This window comes from Erysipelothrix sp. P66 (assembly GCF_038682365.1).
Classification (GTDB): Bacteria; Bacillota_I; Bacilli_A; order Erysipelotrichales; family Erysipelotrichaceae; genus Erysipelothrix; species Erysipelothrix piscisicarius.
Genome location: NZ_CP152290.1, coordinates 1,337,136 through 1,355,247, shown reverse-complemented (window position 1 = coordinate 1,355,247; position 18,112 = coordinate 1,337,136). Strand labels below are relative to the sequence as shown.

Sequence of the window (18,112 nt, the reverse complement as noted above, 5' to 3'; positions counted from 1 at the left end):
AGAGATAAGGATGATGTACATGCAGGAATTATTAAACAATGGTTATTTTTGGCAGAAAATCGATTCACTCGTTTTATCAACAAATGTAGTAATTTCTCAAGTCAAAGGGTCTCACCATCCTAAGTATATGAATATGGTGTATCCTGTTGATTATGGGTATCTTGAAGACACAGATCAAATCAAGGTATTCAAAGGAAGTTTAAAACGTTCAAGTGCAGACGCTGTGATGATTGTCGCGGATATTTTAAAGAGAGATTTAGAAGTGAAACTTTTATGGGGTTGTACTGAAGCGGAAGAACTTGAAACCATTCGTTTTATTAACCAAACGGATTATCAAAAAGGGATTTTAGTTCGACGTGGCAATGTGTTACCGGAATGGGCAATGACTGACTAAACTACACCCTGTGTAGTTTTTCTTATGTCATCATGAATTGAAATGAAACGATTTAACGTATAATATGTATCGTGTACATCACCAATGCAAACGATGGTGCAGATTATGGAAAATAAGGAGGACTGATCATGGGTCGTAAATCACGTGAGAAGAAAAACCGTGTTCCGGGGGAACATGTGAGTAAGAAACAGTTAAAACAGGCAAGTGTTAAAGAAGCTCAAGCAAATGAAAAGTCAGAAATTGCTTCGCTTACATTAAGCATTGCTTCATTAATTTTTGTGTTTATTGGAGTATTCACGAAGCAACAATGGTATTTATACATTGCGATGGCTTGTGTCTTGGTATCGCTTGTTCTTAAATATCTTGGAAAACGTCGCAAATCATAATTTAGGACGATTGGAAAACTGGGAGACCAGTTTTTTTTGCTTTTTGTGTGAATGGATTATGAAGGTTATTGTTGAACTTTGCTATGATTTTCACAAAGTGAGGTTCTTTTTGGTTGTTTTATGCTTTAATTTGTATTATTCTGCGGTTTTGTACTTTGAAACACTCGTCAAGAAAATAGGATGATGATTATAATAGTACCTGTAAGTAGCTACTACAATAAATGAGGTGATTCAATGGAAAAAGCTGTTTCATTGTTGAAGAGTTTAAACTTTTCAGAATCAGAGTCAAAAGTCTATTTGACGCTTTTACAAAACAATCCAATGACAGGATATGAAGCCAGTAAATTATCAGGGGTAGCCCGTTCTAAGGTGTATAACATACTCGAGAGCCTTAGAGATAAGGGTGCTGTATTGGTTTCTAAACAAACAGATCCGGTGCATTACAGTGCTGTGGATATTCAAGAGGTCATTGATAATTTTAAATATCAAATGAATGATCGTCTTGGTGATGTTTCGGATGAATTACAACGTTTTAGTCATAAAATTGAATCAACGGAGTTATGGAGTTTAAAAGGTTATGAAAATGTCTTTAATCGCTGTCGTCGTTTGATTCATGAAGCAAAATCAACCGTTTTGTTACAAGTTTGGAAAGAGGATTTACCGCTAATCTATGATGAACTTAAACAATTCGAGGCACGATCTGGAAATCTTGTTGTGATTCTTTACAGCAAGGATAAGAACTATGAGGTCGATTTAAAACACGTTTACGCTCATGGTTTTGAGGAAGCGATGTTAGCGGAAAACCGTGGTTGTCGATGGATTAATCTTGTTGTGGATGATGAAGCACTCATCTTTGGTCATATAGAGCCACAAAATGTAGAGGTCTTGTGGACAAAAGCACCTAGCATGGTGTTTTTAGCCAAAGAGAATGTACGTCATGATGCGTATTGCTTAAGATTGATTGATGCGTTAGATGAAGAAGCGAAGAAAGAATTTGGACCCGACTTACTCAAAATAAAAACACTATTCTAAGGGAGAAAACATTATGTTAGGAATAATTTTAGGAGCCATCGTTTTAATTAACGGGACCTTCTTAGTGAAATTTGTTATGGACTTATTAGCACACCGTGAAGAAACAAAAGCAGAACCCGCACCAACTGTTGGTCTCGCTATTTCATCATTTATTATGTTCTTTTTATCAACATTTGGAATTTCAGACTTTGCGATTTCAACGGTCTTGTATCGTAAATTAAAGTGGGTGGATGATAAACGCTTACCTGGTACATTAAATACACAATGTGTGTTACCCGTAGCAGTTATGGCATTATCATACATCTCTGGAATTCAAGTCGATCTTACTACATTACTTGTATGTATTGGAGCACAAATTTTAGGTGCTTATGTCGGACCACGCTTTGTTGTGAAACTACCCGTTGAATTGATTCGTAAATTTATCGGTATTGGTCTTGTGATTGCATCAACATTAATTGTTGCAGGTAAAATGAACATTATTCCATCAGGTGGAACGGCTACGGGACTTTATGGCGTGAAACTTGTTGTGACTGCAATTTTAATCTTTATCTTTGGCGCTTTAAATAATATTGGTATTGGTTCTTATGCACTAACAATGGTTACGGTTTATGGAATGGGTCTGAACCCAGGGGTTGCATTCCCAATTATGATGGGTGCTGCGACATTCTCAGTTCCTGTTGGAAGCATGCAATTTATTAAATTTGGTGAATACAGCCGTAAGATTACATTATTCACGTCAACACTTGGTGTTTTAGGGGTTCTTATTGCAGTTTTCCTTGTGAAGTCGTTAGATGTAAGTATGTTACAATGGCTTGTAGCGGGAATTCTTCTCTATAGTGGAGCAAGCATGATTTATGAAGAGTTCTTTAAATCAAAAAAAATGGTAGAAGCAAACTAGGAGGCTATGATGTTAGTTATTAGTAAGAGTGATATCGAAAATGTATTTTCAATGAAAGAAGCCATTGAAGCGGATAAAGAAGCGTTACGCATGTATACAGAAGGTGGTACCACAGTACCCCTTCGTACAAATATTGATGCGAAAAATGGGCAAAACTTATTTATGCCTGCTTATGTTTCAGAGTTGAATACTACAGGAATTAAAATTGTTTCTGTATTCCCAAATAATCCAAGTCTTGGAAAACCAGCAGTACCTGCACAAATGGTGCTACTTGATGGGGAAACGGGAGAAGTTTGTGCCATGTTGGATGGTACTTATTTAACACAATTAAGAACGGGTGCTGTTCAAGGTGCTGCAACGGATTACCTTGCATGTGCTGATGCGAAAGAAGCGGTTTTAATTGGAGCAGGTGGACAAGCGGAATCTCAACTTGAAGCAATGCTTGTTGTTCGTGATTTAGACCGTGTGGGTGTTGTGGATCTTAACCGTGAATTTGCGGAAAAATTTGTAGCACGCATGAATGAAAAATTTGCGTCATACAATACTGAAATTTATTTAGTTGAAGATGTTGATGCAGCCATTTCAAATGCGGATATTATTACTGCAGTTACAACATCAAAACGTCCTGTATTTGATGGTTCCCTTGTGAAACCAGGCGCTCACGTTAATGGTGTGGGTGCGTATACTTCAGAAATGAAAGAAGTTCCTGTTGAAGCGATTGCGAAAGCAGATGTTGTTGTGGTTGATACCTTTGATGGTGTCTTTGCAGAAGCTGGGGATGTTTTGAGTGCCTTGGAACAAAATCTTAAAACAAAAGAAGATTTTGTGGAGATGGGGACTTTAGCACTTGACGGTTCAAAAGGACGTCAACGTGATGATCAAATTACATTCTTTAAATCTGTAGGGACTGCAGTTCTTGATGTTGTTGTGGCACATAAGATTTATGAAAAAGCACGCGAATTGGGAATTGGTACTGAAATTTAATTACGGTACGTTTCGATGTATACAAATGAAAAACCCTTATCCATGTTTTTTGGATAAGGGTTTTTATTTCTGATAGGCCTCTGATTTATTTCAACTTAAAGTTAAGGTATGATTTAAAAGTATTTTTAGGGTGAATCTTGGTTAGCGTTCATTTATGAATGGACACAGTTGTTTTACCCAAACCATCATTTCACTTTCCTTTTCGTGTCCATAAAGGACTGCCATGCATTCAAAGATACGAAGGCATGTTCGCGCCTTCAATGTTCGTTATCACTTAACAATGAGGCTATTATGCGTCCTCGCGTTGATTTAAAAACAACTGTGTCTTTCAAAATGTATTAATGAGCCCCTTGAGGGATGATTGGTTTTTCAGAATCTTTAAAGATTTGATGCACGTACGCTCTTGACTGTGGTTTTCCCTCCAAAAGATCAGGGGTGATAAAATAACCGGCAACCGATTCCGCAAAGGCTTCGTAAGTATTTGTGGAGCCATAGGTGCCATCTTGCCATTCATTCAAATAAATCTGTTCCCATTCTGTTGTGTCATGCGCCCCGGTGGCAAATCCGTATAAATGAGCCATCTCATGATACATGCTTTCTGTATCCATAATCATCCAATCTTGAAGCAAATATATATAAGGTTCATGTGGCATTACATAAGCATAGGACCCTTCTGGAACTTCATGATAACCACGACGAAACGCATAGAAATATTGGCGTAGTTTGGTTGGCATGCCCGCAATCATAGGATGAGATAAATCGGGCTTGTCGCCATGGTAATTATAATTGATGCCATAGGATGAAATATCTTCGTACTCTAAATTTGGATTGGAATTTGAATCAGAATCTTCGCCCGAATCCGTTTCCTCAAGGACGTCTTCTTCAACAGAGCGAGTGTCAACGACACTGATGTTTTGGTAGCGCCGTAAAAGTTCGGGTACGACCACGTTTTCAAGGTGCTCAACTTCTAAGACATCCGATCCAATCGATGCTTCGGTTTTTGAATACTGTTTTGTTTCTTTGTGGCAACCACTTAATAAAAGGAGTAGGCAAAGTGTAAAAAGTGTTGGTTTCATAGATCCCCCTTGAAAGCAATAAAACGCCTGGTACGGCGTTTTAAAATAATGTATGAATTGCGTTATAGATACCGTTATCCAAAATATCGGTTGTGACATAGTCCGCTGCTTCTTTAACATGTTCAGGGGCATTACCCATGGCAACCCCAATTGCAGCCATTTCAAGCATGGTTAGATCATTGGCGGCATCGCCAAATGCGATCACCTCATCCCATGTTAAACCGAGACGATCTAAAACAATTCCAATTCCCGCGATTTTACCCGCACGGATTGAATAAATATCATAGGCATCAGCATACGCTTTCGCATAATGTCCATCCGGACATAATGCTTTTGAAGCTTCAATAAGGGATTCATCACCCATTAAAAAGAGACCCATAGGGACTTCATCACCTTCTTCAATTGACTGAGCGTGTGTGTAGTCCACAAGAATGTCTTGTTTTTCACTGCCTTGCATATATACCGTTTGAAATATTTCAAGATTACGGTAGACACGCATATCATGTTGCATTTTCATAGCAAGGCCAATATCGTGGTGATTGCAGTAGTCAATGATTGCATTGACTTCACTGCGCACCATTGGCACATTAAAAATTACATCCTTATTATGATCATAAACACATGCACCATTAATGGTGACATAGTAATCCGGATTAATAGTTTCGTGGATATCATCATGAATGAAGTAAAAAGCACGTCCGGTTGCAATCATTACTTCGATTCCTTTCGATTTAAGATCGTTAATTGCTTGAACTGCTGTTGATTCTATTTTGACTTTTCCGCGTTTGATGAGGGTATCATCAATGTCAAAAATCGCGAGTTTTATTTTTTTAGTTTCCATATTCATTATTTTAACACATTTCTCTTTCATATTAGCGTTCTTTTATGTATAATATACCATAAGTTTATGGAGGTAGATGAATATGATGAATGGTAAAGTAATTAAAGAAGCTTACACATTCGATGACTTGCTTTTAGTTCCTGCAAAGTCAGAAGTTGTGCCAGCTCAAGTTAAATTACAAACGCGTCTAACGGATAAAATTACACTGAACATCCCTATTGTTTCAGCTGCAATGGACACTGTTACTGAAGATGCCATGGCAATCATGCTTGCGAAATTGGGCGGTATGGGATTTGTGCATAAAAACATGCCAATTGAAGCGCAAGCGGCAATGATTAAAGCCGTTAAAGAAACTGAAGTTGAATCATCATTCGAGGATGCAAACATCGACCCACAAGGACGCCTACGTGTAGGTGCTGCAGTTGGCGTTGGCGAATCATCATTAGAACGTGTACGTGCACTTGTTGAAGCAGGTGTGGATATCGTTGCGGTTGATAGTGCTCATGGACACTCACAAGGTGTTATTGACACTGTGCGTATGATTCGTGCCGAATTCCCAGAATTAGATATTGTTGGTGGTAATATAGTTACTGCACAGGGAGCAACAGATCTAATCTATGCGGGTGCTAACGTTATTAAAGTTGGTGTTGGTCCTGGATCAATCTGTACAACACGTGTTGTAGCAGGTGTTGGGGTTCCCCAATTAACTGCTGTAAACGATGTTTACTCTGTAGCACGCCAATATGGTGTGGGTGTTATTGCCGACGGTGGTATTAAACTATCCGGAGATATTGCAAAGGCACTTGCAGCCGGTGGAAGTTGTGTTATGCTAGGTGGGTTACTTGCTGGTACTGAAGAAACACCTGGAGAAGTAATGGAAGTATTTGGTAAAAAGGTTAAAGGTTATGTTGGAATGGGATCATTAAGTGCGATGCAACGTGGTTCAAGTGATCGTTATTTCCAAGGTGGCGTTTCTGAATTGAAGAAGCTTGTACCAGAAGGTATTGAAGCGACGGTTCCTTTTAAAGGATCAATTCGTGATGTTATTTATCAAATGCTTGGTGGATTACGTTCTGGAATGGGTTACTGTGGTTGCGGAACGATTGAAGAAATGCACCAAAAAGCGCAGTTTGTGAAAATCACAGGCGCAGGACTTCGTGAAAGTCACCCTCACGATGTTGACAACGTGAAGGAGGCACCAAATTATCATGGCAAATAAGATTATTGTTTTAGACTTTGGGTCACAGTATAATCAGTTAATTGTTCGTCGTATTCGTGATTTAGGCGTATACAGTGAATTATTAGATAATGAGATTACAGCTGAAGAAATCCGCGCAGATAAAGATATCGCAGGTATCGTTTTATCCGGTGGACCCAACTCTGTGTATGCAGATAATGCATATCACATTGATCAAGAAATTTTTGAACTTGGATTACCAATTTTAGGTGTATGCTATGGTATGCAACTTATGGCACATCAAAATGGTGGTAAAGTTGAATCACATTCAAAACGTGAATACGGCTTAGCACCGATTGAAGTAAAACAAGACAACCCAATTACTCAAGGATTACCAGCATCATATAATGTTTGGATGAGCCATGGCGATCAAGTTAAAGCAGTTCCTGCTGGATTTGACGTATATGCTTCATCAGAAAATACAGACATCGTTATGATGGGGAATGATGAAAAGAAACAATATGGAATCCAATTCCATACTGAAGTACGCAATACTGAAAACGGTATTGAAATGTTAGAAAACTTTGTATTCAACGTATGTAAAGCTGAAGCAGGATGGGATATGGAGCATTTTGTTGAAGAACAAACTGCAATCATCCGTGAAAAAGTAGGTAACGAACATGTTATCTGTGCGCTATCAGGTGGTGTTGACTCTGCTGTTGTTGCAGCACTTTTACACCATGCAATCGGCGATCAACTCACATGTATCTTTGTAGACCATGGTCTACTCCGTAAAGGGGAAGCTGACAGTGTAGTTGAAGTATTCCAAGATCACTTTAAGATGAATTTAATCAAAGTTGATGCACAACGTCGTTTCTTAGACAAACTTGCAGGCGTTGATGATCCTGAGAAAAAACGTAAAATTATCGGTAACGAATTTATTTACGTATTCGAAGATGAAACTAAAAAGCTTCGCGATGCGAAATGGTTAGCACAAGGGACTTTATATACTGATGTTATTGAATCAGGAACAAAGACCGCTCAAACAATCAAATCACACCATAACGTTGGTGGATTACCTGAAGATATGGACTTCAAATTGATTGAGCCACTTGATACACTTTTCAAAGATGAAGTGCGTAAATTAGGACTTGTTCTTGGTTTACCAGAACATATCGTTCACCGTCAACCATTCCCAGGACCTGGAATCGCAATCCGTATTCTTGGTGCTGTCGATGAAGAAAAAATTAAAATTGTACAAGAGAGTGATTACATTCTCCGTGAAGAAATTGCGAAAGCCGGTCTTGACCGTGAAATCTGGCAATACTTTACAGTACTAACAAACTTAAGAAGTGTAGGTGTCATGGGTGATCAACGTACTTATGATTACACACTTGCAATCCGTGCCGTAACATCAATTGATGGAATGAGTGCAGACTTTGCACGTATCCCATGGGATATTCTCCAAAAAATCTCAGTTCGTATCGTAAATGAGGTTCAAGGAATTAACCGCATCGTCTATGATTGTACTTCAAAACCACCAGCAACAATTGAGTGGGAGTAGTACTTTAGATATTTGTAAATTAAAAAGTCCACAATTTAGTGGACTTTTTAATTTTTTTAAAAGAATGAAAGCCAACCATTTTGTGGGGCTTTAGTGAACGATTATCAATGAAATATACTTCATAAATTAGCTTGTTTTCTTATTTAATAGGTAAACAATAATTTCAGCAATTATATGTTAACACTTTCGGAATCTTTTACAAACATTTGTAATGCTATAATAATAGAAATAAGTAATAATTATAAAGATATAAAACTTAAGTGAATGTAGTTCGTATTCTGAGTATTAATTGATTTGTAAAAAAGAAAAGAGGGTATAGATGATTGAATATATAGAAGAATCGTCTTTAAAACGAGAAATTACAGAAAAAATGTTGAATGAGTTATCTCTTTGGTTTGGCCTAGAAGATTCAATAAATGAATATGTTGCAAACGTATCTGATTGTACTTTTTTTGTCTATAAAAATAAGAATGGCGAAGTTATTGTTTTTATGCATTAAAACCAACAAGTGATGTAGTACTAGAAATATATGTTTGTGGTGTATTAGAAAGTTATCATAGACATGGTATTGGTAGATTGATGTTTGAAAAGGCGATTGATGTGGCTAAAAAGAATAACTATAAGTATATTCAAGTTAAAACTGTACAAAGTGGATATTATGATTCATATGATAAAACAAATTCATATTATCAATCTTTAGGCTTTGATCAATTTGAGGTTATACCTGATTTATGGGATGAACATAACCCTTGTCAAATTTATGTTTATTCAGTTTAATATGAAGACCACTTATGGAGAGTGTGGTTAATTCTTAAGAATATTTTTAATAGATTTTAGTTTTATTTAAACTTCCATCATGGAAGTTTTTTTGATGTGTGACAAAATTACAAACTCAACTTTCTATTTACTGATGGTGAAGAAATAAAAGCCAATTATCCGTTACAGACAAAAATGATCAAGTCTACGAGTTAGCAAAACTTTATAAATTAGTAGCCATTGAAGTAGTGGTTAAAAATAATGTTGAAAAACATTTTAAATCGAATTACGCTTAAAGAAGAAAGCGTAGGTTATGTCTATGAAAAAAGAAGCGTTGAATACTTTTATAAGCACGAATCATCCTAATATTTGTCAAATTGTTGCATATAAAGATGGCAAAGAGGTCTATTCTAACGAATGGAATGATTATAAAAAGAATGACACCTGCCATATTGCCTCAGCAACAAAAAGCATTGTATCTTTACTCGTTGGAATAGCCGTAGACCAGGGACTCATTAAAAGTATTGACGATAAAGTATTGGATTACTTTACTGAATACACAGTAAAACGAAATGAGAAAACAATATATGATGTAACAATCAAACACCTGCTCACAATGAAAGCTCCATACAAATGTAAAGGCAATCCTTGGACGAAAGTCTGCTCAAGCGAAGACTGGACTAAAGCCTCTTTAGACTTTCTGGGTGGAAGAGAAGGCTTTACAGAGGTGTTTAATTATCAAACAGTTTGTTTACATATATTAACAGGACTGTTATATCAAGTTAGCAAGATTTCTACTGTTGAGTTTGCAAATAAATATTTATTTAATCCTATCGGAATAACAAGTCATAATAATTATTATGTAAAAACAGCAGTGGAACATAAAGAATTTATTATGGGAAAAGAGCCTAAACAAAACATTTGGCTGTGTGATCCCGTCAATGTTGCTACAGCAGGATACGGATTATGCTTATCTGCAAATGACCTAGTAAAAATTGGTAATTTATGCCTAAATAAAGGAATATATCAAGAGAAACAAATTATTTCAACGAAATGGATAGAGGAAATTGTTAAACCTACAAGTTGTCTTTTAGAACGCTTCCAAAATAGCCAATATGGTTATTTATGGTGGATTCTTGATTCTCAAAAAAATATTTATGCAGCCATTGGTGATAGCGGGAATATTCTCTATCTTGATTCAGAAAGCAAGGTTGTGATTGCGATTACGTCTTATTTTAAACCTTCAGTACTTGATAGAGTAAATCTAATCGAGGAATATATTAAACCGTTTATTCTAGAATAATACAAAAAAGAATTAAGTCTGATTGATGAACCCTATACAATCTTGAGAGTCATAAATCACAGCCTAATTCTTTTTTTTACTTAGATAACGAAATGAATCATCTGGATATATAAATAATCATTCTATTAAATATCAAGACTCAATTATTTCTATTGTTCATTATTATGTTTATACATTCGAATCATATTACCATCATTCTCTTCTATCATGTCGTAAAATTCCCAGCCACATCGCTCATAAAAATTAGTATGAGATGTAATCAAATACACGTCATCAATGCTTGATAAGGATAAATTCTTACAGACATTATCAAGAAGCTTTTTTGCAATTCCTTTATTTCTATATTCATCTTCGACATAAAGTGCACAAACATTTGGGGTCAAGTCTACTTGCGTATGGAAATCATTTTCTATAACACCAACTCCGGCGATAATTTTTTCATTCTGATCCGTGACAACAAACCAGCTTGGGACACTATGCTTTGCCTTAAGACCCTCGTTCATACTTTCAAGGTAAGCTTCTTGTGGCACACCCCATTTCAAATGAAACCAAAGTGCTGCATCATCAATAAGATTCGGTTTGATTTTTAAGTCAGTAATTAAATAATCGTTCTTCATATAATATGCTCCTCTATAATGGTAAATGTGCATTCGGTTGTCTGTTATTAAACTTTGTAGGTTATAAATATCATATGTTTTGTAATGTTTACCAGGCTGTACTTAAATTTCCAAAGTTTTCTTCATGTATAATTTAAACTCTTCGTTCTTCCAAAATCCTAAACGAATACCATCGATTCCACGTGTCATTAGGACATAGTAGATATTCAATACAAATAGAGTAAATTCTCTCTCATTTTCTGGGTTAAAATCATTTTTAGAAAATTTACCATTAGCATTATGAAAATTATCGGGATTTCCGAATAGATGTCCATTTGCATCAATTTGAAGATCATTACCAATTAAAACACCACATTTATTCAAGTCAATTCCTTGAACGGCGAAAACCGATCCGATTTGATCCTCTGCATCATCGTCCTTGGAATTGATCCAGTTTTCTTGGGTTGAATTCCACCTTCTGTGAATTTCATTCTCATGCCAGTGTTTGAATGAAGAATCTTTTCCATGAGACTGTTTCCAAGGCTCAACCAAACCGGCTACAATTCTATTAATATGATTACTATTGAAATTTCGGTCCTCTTCAATCCAATTGATTAAGTTTTCTAGGGGGTTATTTTCAAAATAACCAAAATATGAATCGATATCTTTATCCATAAAAACACCCTTATCGAAATGTGGATTGAAATTTGTTTGATTTAATAAACCTGTATCCTTATATAAAAGATATTTAATGCCATTAATATAATCATCAGATGTATATGATTTTCCTTTAGGAGTTTGTATACGAAATTGGGTTTTGAGGTATCTTTTTTCAAAATCAACGGTTGCATCCTCAAATTGATTCCGAGTCATATTAGCGGGACGAATTGCCTGAAGCGCATCATACATTAAGATTAACTGATTTCCTTTTTTTTTGAAGGCACTGCAGATGGTTTTCATCGTTTTGAAATCTTCCTTTATAGACGCTATTAAAAGATGCCATCTGCTTTGAAAATTTTCTCGATAACTTATGGGATTCATCAATTATGATTGTGTCATATGTATCGCTCTTATTAATGAGCTGTGTCGATGTCGCGATTGTCAGATTGCGTTTATTGAAACCATAAACACTAAAGATTTCTCGGGCTGTCTTAATCCAATTTGGTTGAAGTACAACTGCTATTTTTTTATCACTGTTTTCTGTTAATAGTTTTGCAACAAGATGGGTAAGAAGAACTGTTTTACCTGTACCTGCATCACCATTAATTACATAACTTGTGGTTTCATTCAATTCTATTTCATTGATTAAATTCATCTGTTGCTCAGTTAATTCTTTGATGGGGCTATACTTAACTAAAACCTCACTTTTTAAAGTTTCTAGTGTCGGTGTTTTAACCCAGCCTTTTCGGAATAAGTCTTCCCAGAATGGGATAATAACCTCCGATGCAACTTTCTCACGTGTGTTATATTCGTTTATACTATTTCCGCTTGTTTTGTTGATAATCTCATGATCATCAAAGTATATTTTTTGATTCTTAACGTTTTGGGAATCTGCCATGAAGTAGGTAATAAGTTGATTCTCAACATCATCTAAAGCTGAACCATGAAAATAAGAAGAGAACACTACAATTGCTTGATTGAATTTAGCGTTATCAAATTTTTCTTCACTCCCGGAATAATGTTGGTTATTTCGTGTTAAAAAGTGTTTCGTTTGTCCAATATAGATTTGCTTAGTCTGTTTACTTTTATAGATATATACAACGTAACCATTTTCTAAAATATTTTTTTCTGGATTTCTTAGTGACTCAAAATTGAGAATGTCACCATTTTTGAGATCTAATTCTATATAGTTATATTTTGCCATTTTATTTTTCGTTGTCCAATTCATCGTACTTCTTTTTGTTACCAAAACTCTTTGATATTGGATACTTCTTAGCGTTTTTAGTAAGTTTTTCTGAAATAATCTCATCGATATCGAGATTCATATTGTCTACCATCATATATGCATAAATTAACACGTCCGCGAGTTCTTCCTTAATTTCATTGACGAATTCTTTACCTTCGTCTGCTGTTTTCCATTGAAACAGTTCCAAAAGTTCACTTGCCTCTAACGAGATAGAAATAGCCAGGTCTTTTTCATTATGAAACTGTCGCCAATTTCGTTCATCTCTAAATTTATTAATTGCTACCATAGACTTGTTCATAATACCCTCCCATAATTTGTTAAGTATACTAGATAAATTATAACAAATAATTCTGATTTAAACGCATTATTTGTAAATCATAAAGTACATTATTAAATGGGATTCGTGCGGTGCAGCTTTGAAACGAATCAAGACCTTGAATAATAAGTCTATTCACTACGTTGAAACTACCCGATTAAGAACTTCGATTTCTTACTATTTGTTGCGTTGATTAATTAAAGGCCATTAATACGAGCATAAAATAGAGAAATATGATAGTGTAGATTGTAGAAGTTTATAACTATGAGGGGAGAGTACATGACTAAATATTATTATAGACAAACAGTAACGCATGAGGGGCTTAATAAACACAGAATCATTAAGGCACCAAACAGACGTGAGTTAAAAAATAGAGTTGCACTCTTAGAGAACCAATGGGACGAAGAGTGGAGACGAAAACAAGAGGTTGCCTCTCGGAGATTAATGAATGAACAAGTTCGAGAGGAACATGCAGATAATCAAGAAGAAGCCATTGCACTAACGTATGAGGCAGAAGAAAAACAAAAAATGCTGGAATCAATACTGGAAAATGATTTTCTTTTTGGAGGATTTGATTGGGATACATTAAAAAATTTTGAGAATTTTGATGTTCAGAAACCTGTGAAACCACAAAAGCCAGAACCACAACCAAAACCAAAACGAAGTGATTTTAAATATAATAAAAAACTCGGTTTCATAAAATTATTAAGTAAAGATAATCGTGAGCGAAATCAAAACGAAAATTTAGAACTCTTCAATGCTGATGTTGAAAAATGGTCGCAATTCGTAGAAAATGAGGAGCAACGATACCAGTCGAAAGTTGCTTTATATGAGGGCCTTGTTGAAAAATGGAAGCATGATAAGCTCAACTATGATAACGAAAGAGAATTAGAAAACAAAAACATAGACTTATTAAGAGAAAAATTTTCTGAGGGAAACCAGGAAAGTATTGAGGTATACTTCCAATCAATTATTGATGAGCTAATTTTCCCAGTCGAATATTCTCGTGATAGTTTCGTAGAATATAATGTGGGAGGAAATTATTTAATTGTAGATTTAAAACTCCCGACTATCGAAGATCTACCAACCATTAAAGAAGTTAAATATATTAAATCGCGTAAAGAATTTAAAGAAGTAGCTTTTTCAAAGACGTATATTGATAAACTATACGAAAAAGTGATTTATAGTTTAGTTCTTGTTGTTTTAAAAAATATATTTATTTCCGATAACAGATATAATTATGTAGAGAGTGTCATTATTAATGGATTTATAGAGACGGTTGATCTATCAACTGGATTAAATCATTCGCCTTTCATCTTGTCTACAGAGGTAAAAAAATCTGATTTTGAAATCATTAATCTAGCAAACATTGATCCTAAGGAATGGTTCAGAAAAAACAAAGGGATATCTGCTACAAAATTAACTACGTTGACTCCAGTAGCTCCAATAGCGCGAATCAATAGAGAGGACGATCGATTTGTTGATGGCTATGAAATCATTAATACTATGGATGATGATACAAATTTAGCGAGTTTAGACTGGATGGATTTCGAAAATCTAATTCGTGAATTATTTGAGAAAGAGTTTAACAGTAATGGTGGCGAAGTCAAAATTACACAAGCAAGCAGGGATGGTGGCGTTGATGCTGTCGCTTTTGATCCAGATCCTCTAAAAGGTGGAAAAATAATTATTCAAGCGAAGCGATATACTAATGTAGTGGGGGTTTCAGCCGTTCGAGATTTATATGGGACGCTCTTAAATGAGGGGGCCAATAAAGGCATCTTAGTTACGACTTCGAATTATGGTGCAGATTCATATGGATTTGCCAAAGATAAACCGATCACTTTAATTAATGGCTCAGAGTTATTATATATGTTGCAAAAGCACGGTCATAAAGTAAAAATTGATCTAGAAGAAGCAAGAAAACTGATGAAGTAATATAAAAAAGTTGAAATCTTGATGTAGCCGTAAATCTAGCAATCACCTAAAAAATCAAAGTGGATATCTACGGTTAAGATTGAATTATTCGGTGATAGTGTTTATTGAAACTCTCTATATTGATGCTTATAATTAAGATACAAAAGCAGGGGGAAAATTCATGACTGAAAAAAAATCAATTTCATTTCTTTTAATATTTCTAGGTTTTGCTCTTGCTGGTTTCGGAGGAAGTACCTTAGGTAGCTTTATTATTACAGATGTTATTTTTTACAGAGTCTTAAATATACAAGGTAATTTAGAGATGGTAGATCTAATCGCGAGAATTAGTTTGATAGCTGTTGGCTTCTTAATTTCAGGAATTGGCGTTTTATTATTCAGAAAATCAAACAAGCATTAGTGCCAATCTAACACATTTTAACAATTAGAACCTCTTCAGATGTAATTTATAGTAGGTCAATTTAGATTAGACCAAAAAGAACTATCCCAATTTAGGAGATAGTTCTTTTTAGTCGTTAGACCTTCAAATTCTCAATAAAGCAATCAACCGTCTCACTCAGTAAATCATCAAAGATATAATACTTGTATTCAAAGTCCTCATCTAGATCATAAATCAGCAATTCTATTTTACCAATGTAATCAGGATCGACAACTCTCTGTTCATAGTCTGTGAGGAGTATAACTCTATTAACATCGCCAAATTTCATAATTTTGTTCTTTTACCGTTCTCCGTGGAAAGAAGACATTTAAATCTTCGTTAGTTATTTCTTTTTTATTCTCAAACTTCATAGCATTTACCTCTTTTTAAAAACTCTAAAATAAGATATCCTCTAGTACTGACCACTTATGATAGATACTATTTCAAATTATTGATTTTATAGGAAGTCTATAAATGAAGAAAGGAAGCCCTTTATGGGCTTCCATTTTTTATTTGTTAATACATTGGTGGCATTTCAGGAGTGATTTGTTTCTCTTCAACTGACGATGCAACTGCAGCTTCTGTTGTAAGGAATAGGGATGCGATCGATGCAGCGTTGAGCAGTGCATTGCGTGTTACGCGTGTAGGATCAAGAATTCCTGATTCTTGAAGGTTTTCCCATTGTCCTGATTTTGCGTTAAATCCAATATTCAACTCTGATTCAAGTTGTTTTGTAACGATTTCATCTCCATCAAATCCAGCATTTTCAGCTATTTGCCATAATGGTTTTAGGATTGATTCAAAGACGGTTTTAATACCTCTATTTTCGTCTTGATTTTCTGAACTGAGGTTATCTTTTAAATCCATGTAGGCGCGAGTAAGGGCATATCCACCACCAAGCACGACACCTTCTGCAACCGCAGCTTTGGTTGCGTTGAGTGCATCTTCAATGCGTAGCTTTTTCTCTTTCATTTCGGATTCAGTTGCTGCTCCAACTTTTATGACAGCAACACCATTTGTAAGTTTCGCAAGACGTTCCTCAAATTTTTTCTTATCAAAGTCGCTGCTTACATTGTTTATTTGAGAACGAATTTCGCTTGCACGTTCTTCAATGGCCTCTTTGGTTCCTGCTCCACCAATTAAGGTTGTTTCGTCCTTGCGGATGACTACTTTTGAAGCCGTTCCAAGTTGTTCGATTTCAGTTTCTTTGATGTTCATTCCAAGTTCTTTACTGATGAATGTAGCGCCTGTCGCAATCGCAATGTCTTCAAGCATCATTTTTTGATTGTCTCCAAATCCTGGTGCTTTTGTTGCGGCTACATTGAAGGTTCCACGGAGTTTATTGACTACAAGTGTTGAGACAACATCATTGTCAATATCCTCAGCAATAATAAAGAATGGTTTATTTTGTTGAACAATTTGTTCTAAGAGGGGAAGGATTTCTTGGATTGTTGAGATTTTATGATCTGTAACCAAGATATAAGGGTTTTCCATCTCAATTTCCATGGTCTCACGATCTGAAACCATATAAGGTGAAATATAACCTTTGTCATATTGAAGTCCTTCCACAACTTCTAATTCAGTCTCAAATGTATTGGATTCATCTACTGTAATGACACCATCATTTCCAACTTTCTTCATTGCTTCCGCAATGATTGCTCCGATTTCTTCGCTACCAGCACTGATTGAGGCAACGTTTGCGATATCGCTGCTTGTCTCAATTTTACTGCTGTTTTCAAGCAGGTAGTCAGCAATTGCCCGCGATGCTTTTTCAATACCAAGACGCATTAATACGGGATTTGCGCCACGATCAACATGCACTAATCCTTTATGAATCATTTCCTGTGCAAGTAATGTAGCGGTTGTTGTTCCATCTCCAGACACATCATTAGTCTTATTGGACACTTCATAAAGCAACTTTGCTCCCATGTTTTCAAATGGGTTTTTAAGTTCAATTTCTTTAGCGATGGTAACACCGTCATTAGTGATGAGCGGTGAACCAAAACTACGCTCTAAAACAACATTACGTCCCTTAGGACCGAGCGTTACACTTACCGCATTAGCAAGTGTGTCCATTCCTTTTAAGAGTAAATCTCTTGAATTTTGTCCATAACGTACATCTTTAGCCATTATTTATCATCCTCCACAATTGCAAGTACATCTTTCATGTCGATAATTAAATAATCTTTGTTTTGATAAGTTACATCTGTTGTTGCATATTTTTTATAGATGACACAATCCCCAACCTTTACATCCATGGGAAGTGTATTACCTTCTTTATCTTTCGTTCCGTTTCCTACAGCAACAACGCGTGCCATAGAAGGTTTCTCTTTGGATTCCGGCAATAAGATTCCGCTTGCAGTAGCGGACTCTGCAAGAATCTCTTCTAACAAAATGCGGTCATACAATGGTTTAATCATGATGCGTTTCCTCCTTTATTTCGACCTCTGGCACTCTATTGTTGCGAGTGCCAACACCTATATTCTAGGATTGACTTCAAATTTTGTCAATCCCCATTTGTTAAATTATC

Annotated in this window: 18 protein-coding genes and 2 pseudogenes; 12 read left to right on the top strand and 8 right to left on the bottom strand. The window is 35.7% G+C overall.

Annotated elements, in window-relative coordinates:
- Positions 1 to 19 precede the first annotated feature (19 nt).
- From AAG186_RS06725 to AAG186_RS06705, 5 genes are all read left to right on the top strand, one after another.
- On the top strand, positions 20 to 394 hold the full coding sequence (locus tag AAG186_RS06725) for a hypothetical protein (protein WP_013853249.1): 375 nt from the start codon (positions 20 to 22) through the stop codon (positions 392 to 394).
- A 128-nt stretch (positions 395 to 522) separates the two neighbouring features.
- Complete coding sequence (locus AAG186_RS06720) at positions 523 to 780, top strand: hypothetical protein (protein ID WP_342621462.1); 258 nt, start codon at positions 523 to 525, stop codon at positions 778 to 780.
- A gap of 234 nt (positions 781 to 1,014) precedes the next feature.
- Positions 1,015 to 1,812, top strand: a complete 798-nt coding sequence (locus AAG186_RS06715) for a TrmB family transcriptional regulator (RefSeq protein ID WP_161637539.1) — start codon at positions 1,015 to 1,017, stop codon at positions 1,810 to 1,812.
- 13 nt (positions 1,813 to 1,825) lie between these two features.
- Positions 1,826 to 2,710 (top strand): sulfite exporter TauE/SafE family protein, encoded by an 885-nt coding sequence (locus tag AAG186_RS06710; RefSeq protein WP_161637538.1) that lies wholly within the window; start codon positions 1,826 to 1,828, stop codon positions 2,708 to 2,710.
- 9 nt (positions 2,711 to 2,719) lie between these two features.
- Complete coding sequence (locus AAG186_RS06705) at positions 2,720 to 3,694, top strand: ornithine cyclodeaminase family protein (protein WP_161637537.1); 975 nt, start codon at positions 2,720 to 2,722, stop codon at positions 3,692 to 3,694.
- 338 nt (positions 3,695 to 4,032) lie between these two features.
- On the opposite strand, the gene AAG186_RS06700 is transcribed toward AAG186_RS06705, so the two are convergent.
- Both AAG186_RS06700 and AAG186_RS06695 read right to left on the bottom strand, forming a co-directional pair.
- Positions 4,033 to 4,770, bottom strand: coding sequence for a hypothetical protein (locus AAG186_RS06700; protein ID WP_342621461.1), 738 nt, complete (start codon positions 4,768 to 4,770; stop codon positions 4,033 to 4,035).
- A gap of 40 nt (positions 4,771 to 4,810) precedes the next feature.
- Complete coding sequence (locus AAG186_RS06695) at positions 4,811 to 5,611, bottom strand: Cof-type HAD-IIB family hydrolase (RefSeq protein WP_342621460.1); 801 nt, start codon at positions 5,609 to 5,611, stop codon at positions 4,811 to 4,813.
- Positions 5,612 to 5,687: 76 nt separating this feature from the next.
- Here AAG186_RS06695 and AAG186_RS06690 point away from each other — a divergent pair, with 76 nt between their 5' ends.
- The 5 genes and pseudogenes from AAG186_RS06690 (at position 5,688) to AAG186_RS06670 (ending at position 10,411) form a co-directional block, all read left to right on the top strand.
- Positions 5,688 to 6,830, top strand: a complete 1,143-nt coding sequence (locus AAG186_RS06690; protein WP_125164208.1) for an IMP dehydrogenase — start codon at positions 5,688 to 5,690, stop codon at positions 6,828 to 6,830.
- Entirely contained in the window at positions 6,820 to 8,352 is a 1,533-nt protein-coding gene (gene guaA / locus AAG186_RS06685) for a glutamine-hydrolyzing GMP synthase (RefSeq protein WP_161637534.1), read from the top strand. The genes AAG186_RS06690 and guaA overlap by 11 nt, the downstream gene beginning before the upstream one ends.
- A gap of 319 nt (positions 8,353 to 8,671) precedes the next feature.
- Positions 8,672 to 8,851 (top strand): hypothetical protein, encoded by a 180-nt coding sequence (locus tag AAG186_RS06680; RefSeq protein WP_342621459.1) that lies wholly within the window; start codon positions 8,672 to 8,674, stop codon positions 8,849 to 8,851.
- Between the two features lie 23 nt (positions 8,852 to 8,874).
- Positions 8,875 to 9,129 (top strand): annotated as a pseudogene (locus tag AAG186_RS06675) (GNAT family N-acetyltransferase); the annotation flags it as partial.
- Positions 9,130 to 9,427: 298 nt separating this feature from the next.
- Entirely contained in the window at positions 9,428 to 10,411 is a 984-nt protein-coding gene (locus AAG186_RS06670; RefSeq protein ID WP_342621458.1) for a serine hydrolase, read from the top strand.
- A 149-nt stretch (positions 10,412 to 10,560) separates the two neighbouring features.
- Here AAG186_RS06670 and AAG186_RS06665 read toward each other — a convergent pair whose 3' ends face one another.
- The 3 genes and pseudogenes from AAG186_RS06665 to AAG186_RS06655 all read right to left on the bottom strand — a co-directional run bounded on the left by AAG186_RS06665 (position 10,561) and on the right by AAG186_RS06655 (position 13,211).
- The gene (locus AAG186_RS06665; RefSeq protein ID WP_342621457.1) at positions 10,561 to 11,028 is read right to left on the bottom strand and encodes a GNAT family N-acetyltransferase; all 468 of its coding nucleotides are present in this window, start codon (positions 11,026 to 11,028) and stop codon (positions 10,561 to 10,563) included.
- Positions 11,029 to 11,130: 102 nt separating this feature from the next.
- Positions 11,131 to 12,871 (bottom strand): annotated as a pseudogene (locus AAG186_RS06660) (DNA/RNA helicase domain-containing protein).
- Between the two features lies 1 nt (position 12,872).
- Positions 12,873 to 13,211, bottom strand: coding sequence for a nucleotide pyrophosphohydrolase (locus tag AAG186_RS06655; RefSeq protein WP_342621456.1), 339 nt, complete (start codon positions 13,209 to 13,211; stop codon positions 12,873 to 12,875).
- A 297-nt stretch (positions 13,212 to 13,508) separates the two neighbouring features.
- On the opposite strand from AAG186_RS06655, the gene AAG186_RS06650 reads away from it, so the two are divergent.
- Together AAG186_RS06650 and AAG186_RS06645 are read left to right on the top strand one after the other, a co-directional pair.
- Positions 13,509 to 15,167 (top strand): restriction endonuclease, encoded by a 1,659-nt coding sequence (locus AAG186_RS06650; RefSeq protein WP_342621455.1) that lies wholly within the window; start codon positions 13,509 to 13,511, stop codon positions 15,165 to 15,167.
- Positions 15,168 to 15,327: 160 nt separating this feature from the next.
- Complete coding sequence (locus tag AAG186_RS06645; protein ID WP_275158691.1) at positions 15,328 to 15,564, top strand: hypothetical protein; 237 nt, start codon at positions 15,328 to 15,330, stop codon at positions 15,562 to 15,564.
- Positions 15,565 to 15,679: 115 nt separating this feature from the next.
- On the opposite strand, the gene AAG186_RS06640 is transcribed toward AAG186_RS06645, so the two are convergent.
- The 3 genes from AAG186_RS06640 to AAG186_RS06630 form a co-directional block, all read right to left on the bottom strand.
- A complete protein-coding gene (locus tag AAG186_RS06640; protein WP_342621454.1) occupies positions 15,680 to 15,871 on the bottom strand; it encodes a hypothetical protein in 192 nt (63 codons plus the stop codon).
- 227 nt (positions 15,872 to 16,098) lie between these two features.
- Positions 16,099 to 17,712, bottom strand: a complete 1,614-nt coding sequence (groL, locus tag AAG186_RS06635) for a chaperonin GroEL (protein WP_342621453.1) — start codon at positions 17,710 to 17,712, stop codon at positions 16,099 to 16,101.
- Complete coding sequence (locus tag AAG186_RS06630; protein WP_123171202.1) at positions 17,712 to 18,002, bottom strand: co-chaperone GroES; 291 nt, start codon at positions 18,000 to 18,002, stop codon at positions 17,712 to 17,714. The genes groL and AAG186_RS06630 overlap by 1 nt, the downstream gene beginning before the upstream one ends.
- Positions 18,003 to 18,112: the final 110 nt, after the last annotated feature.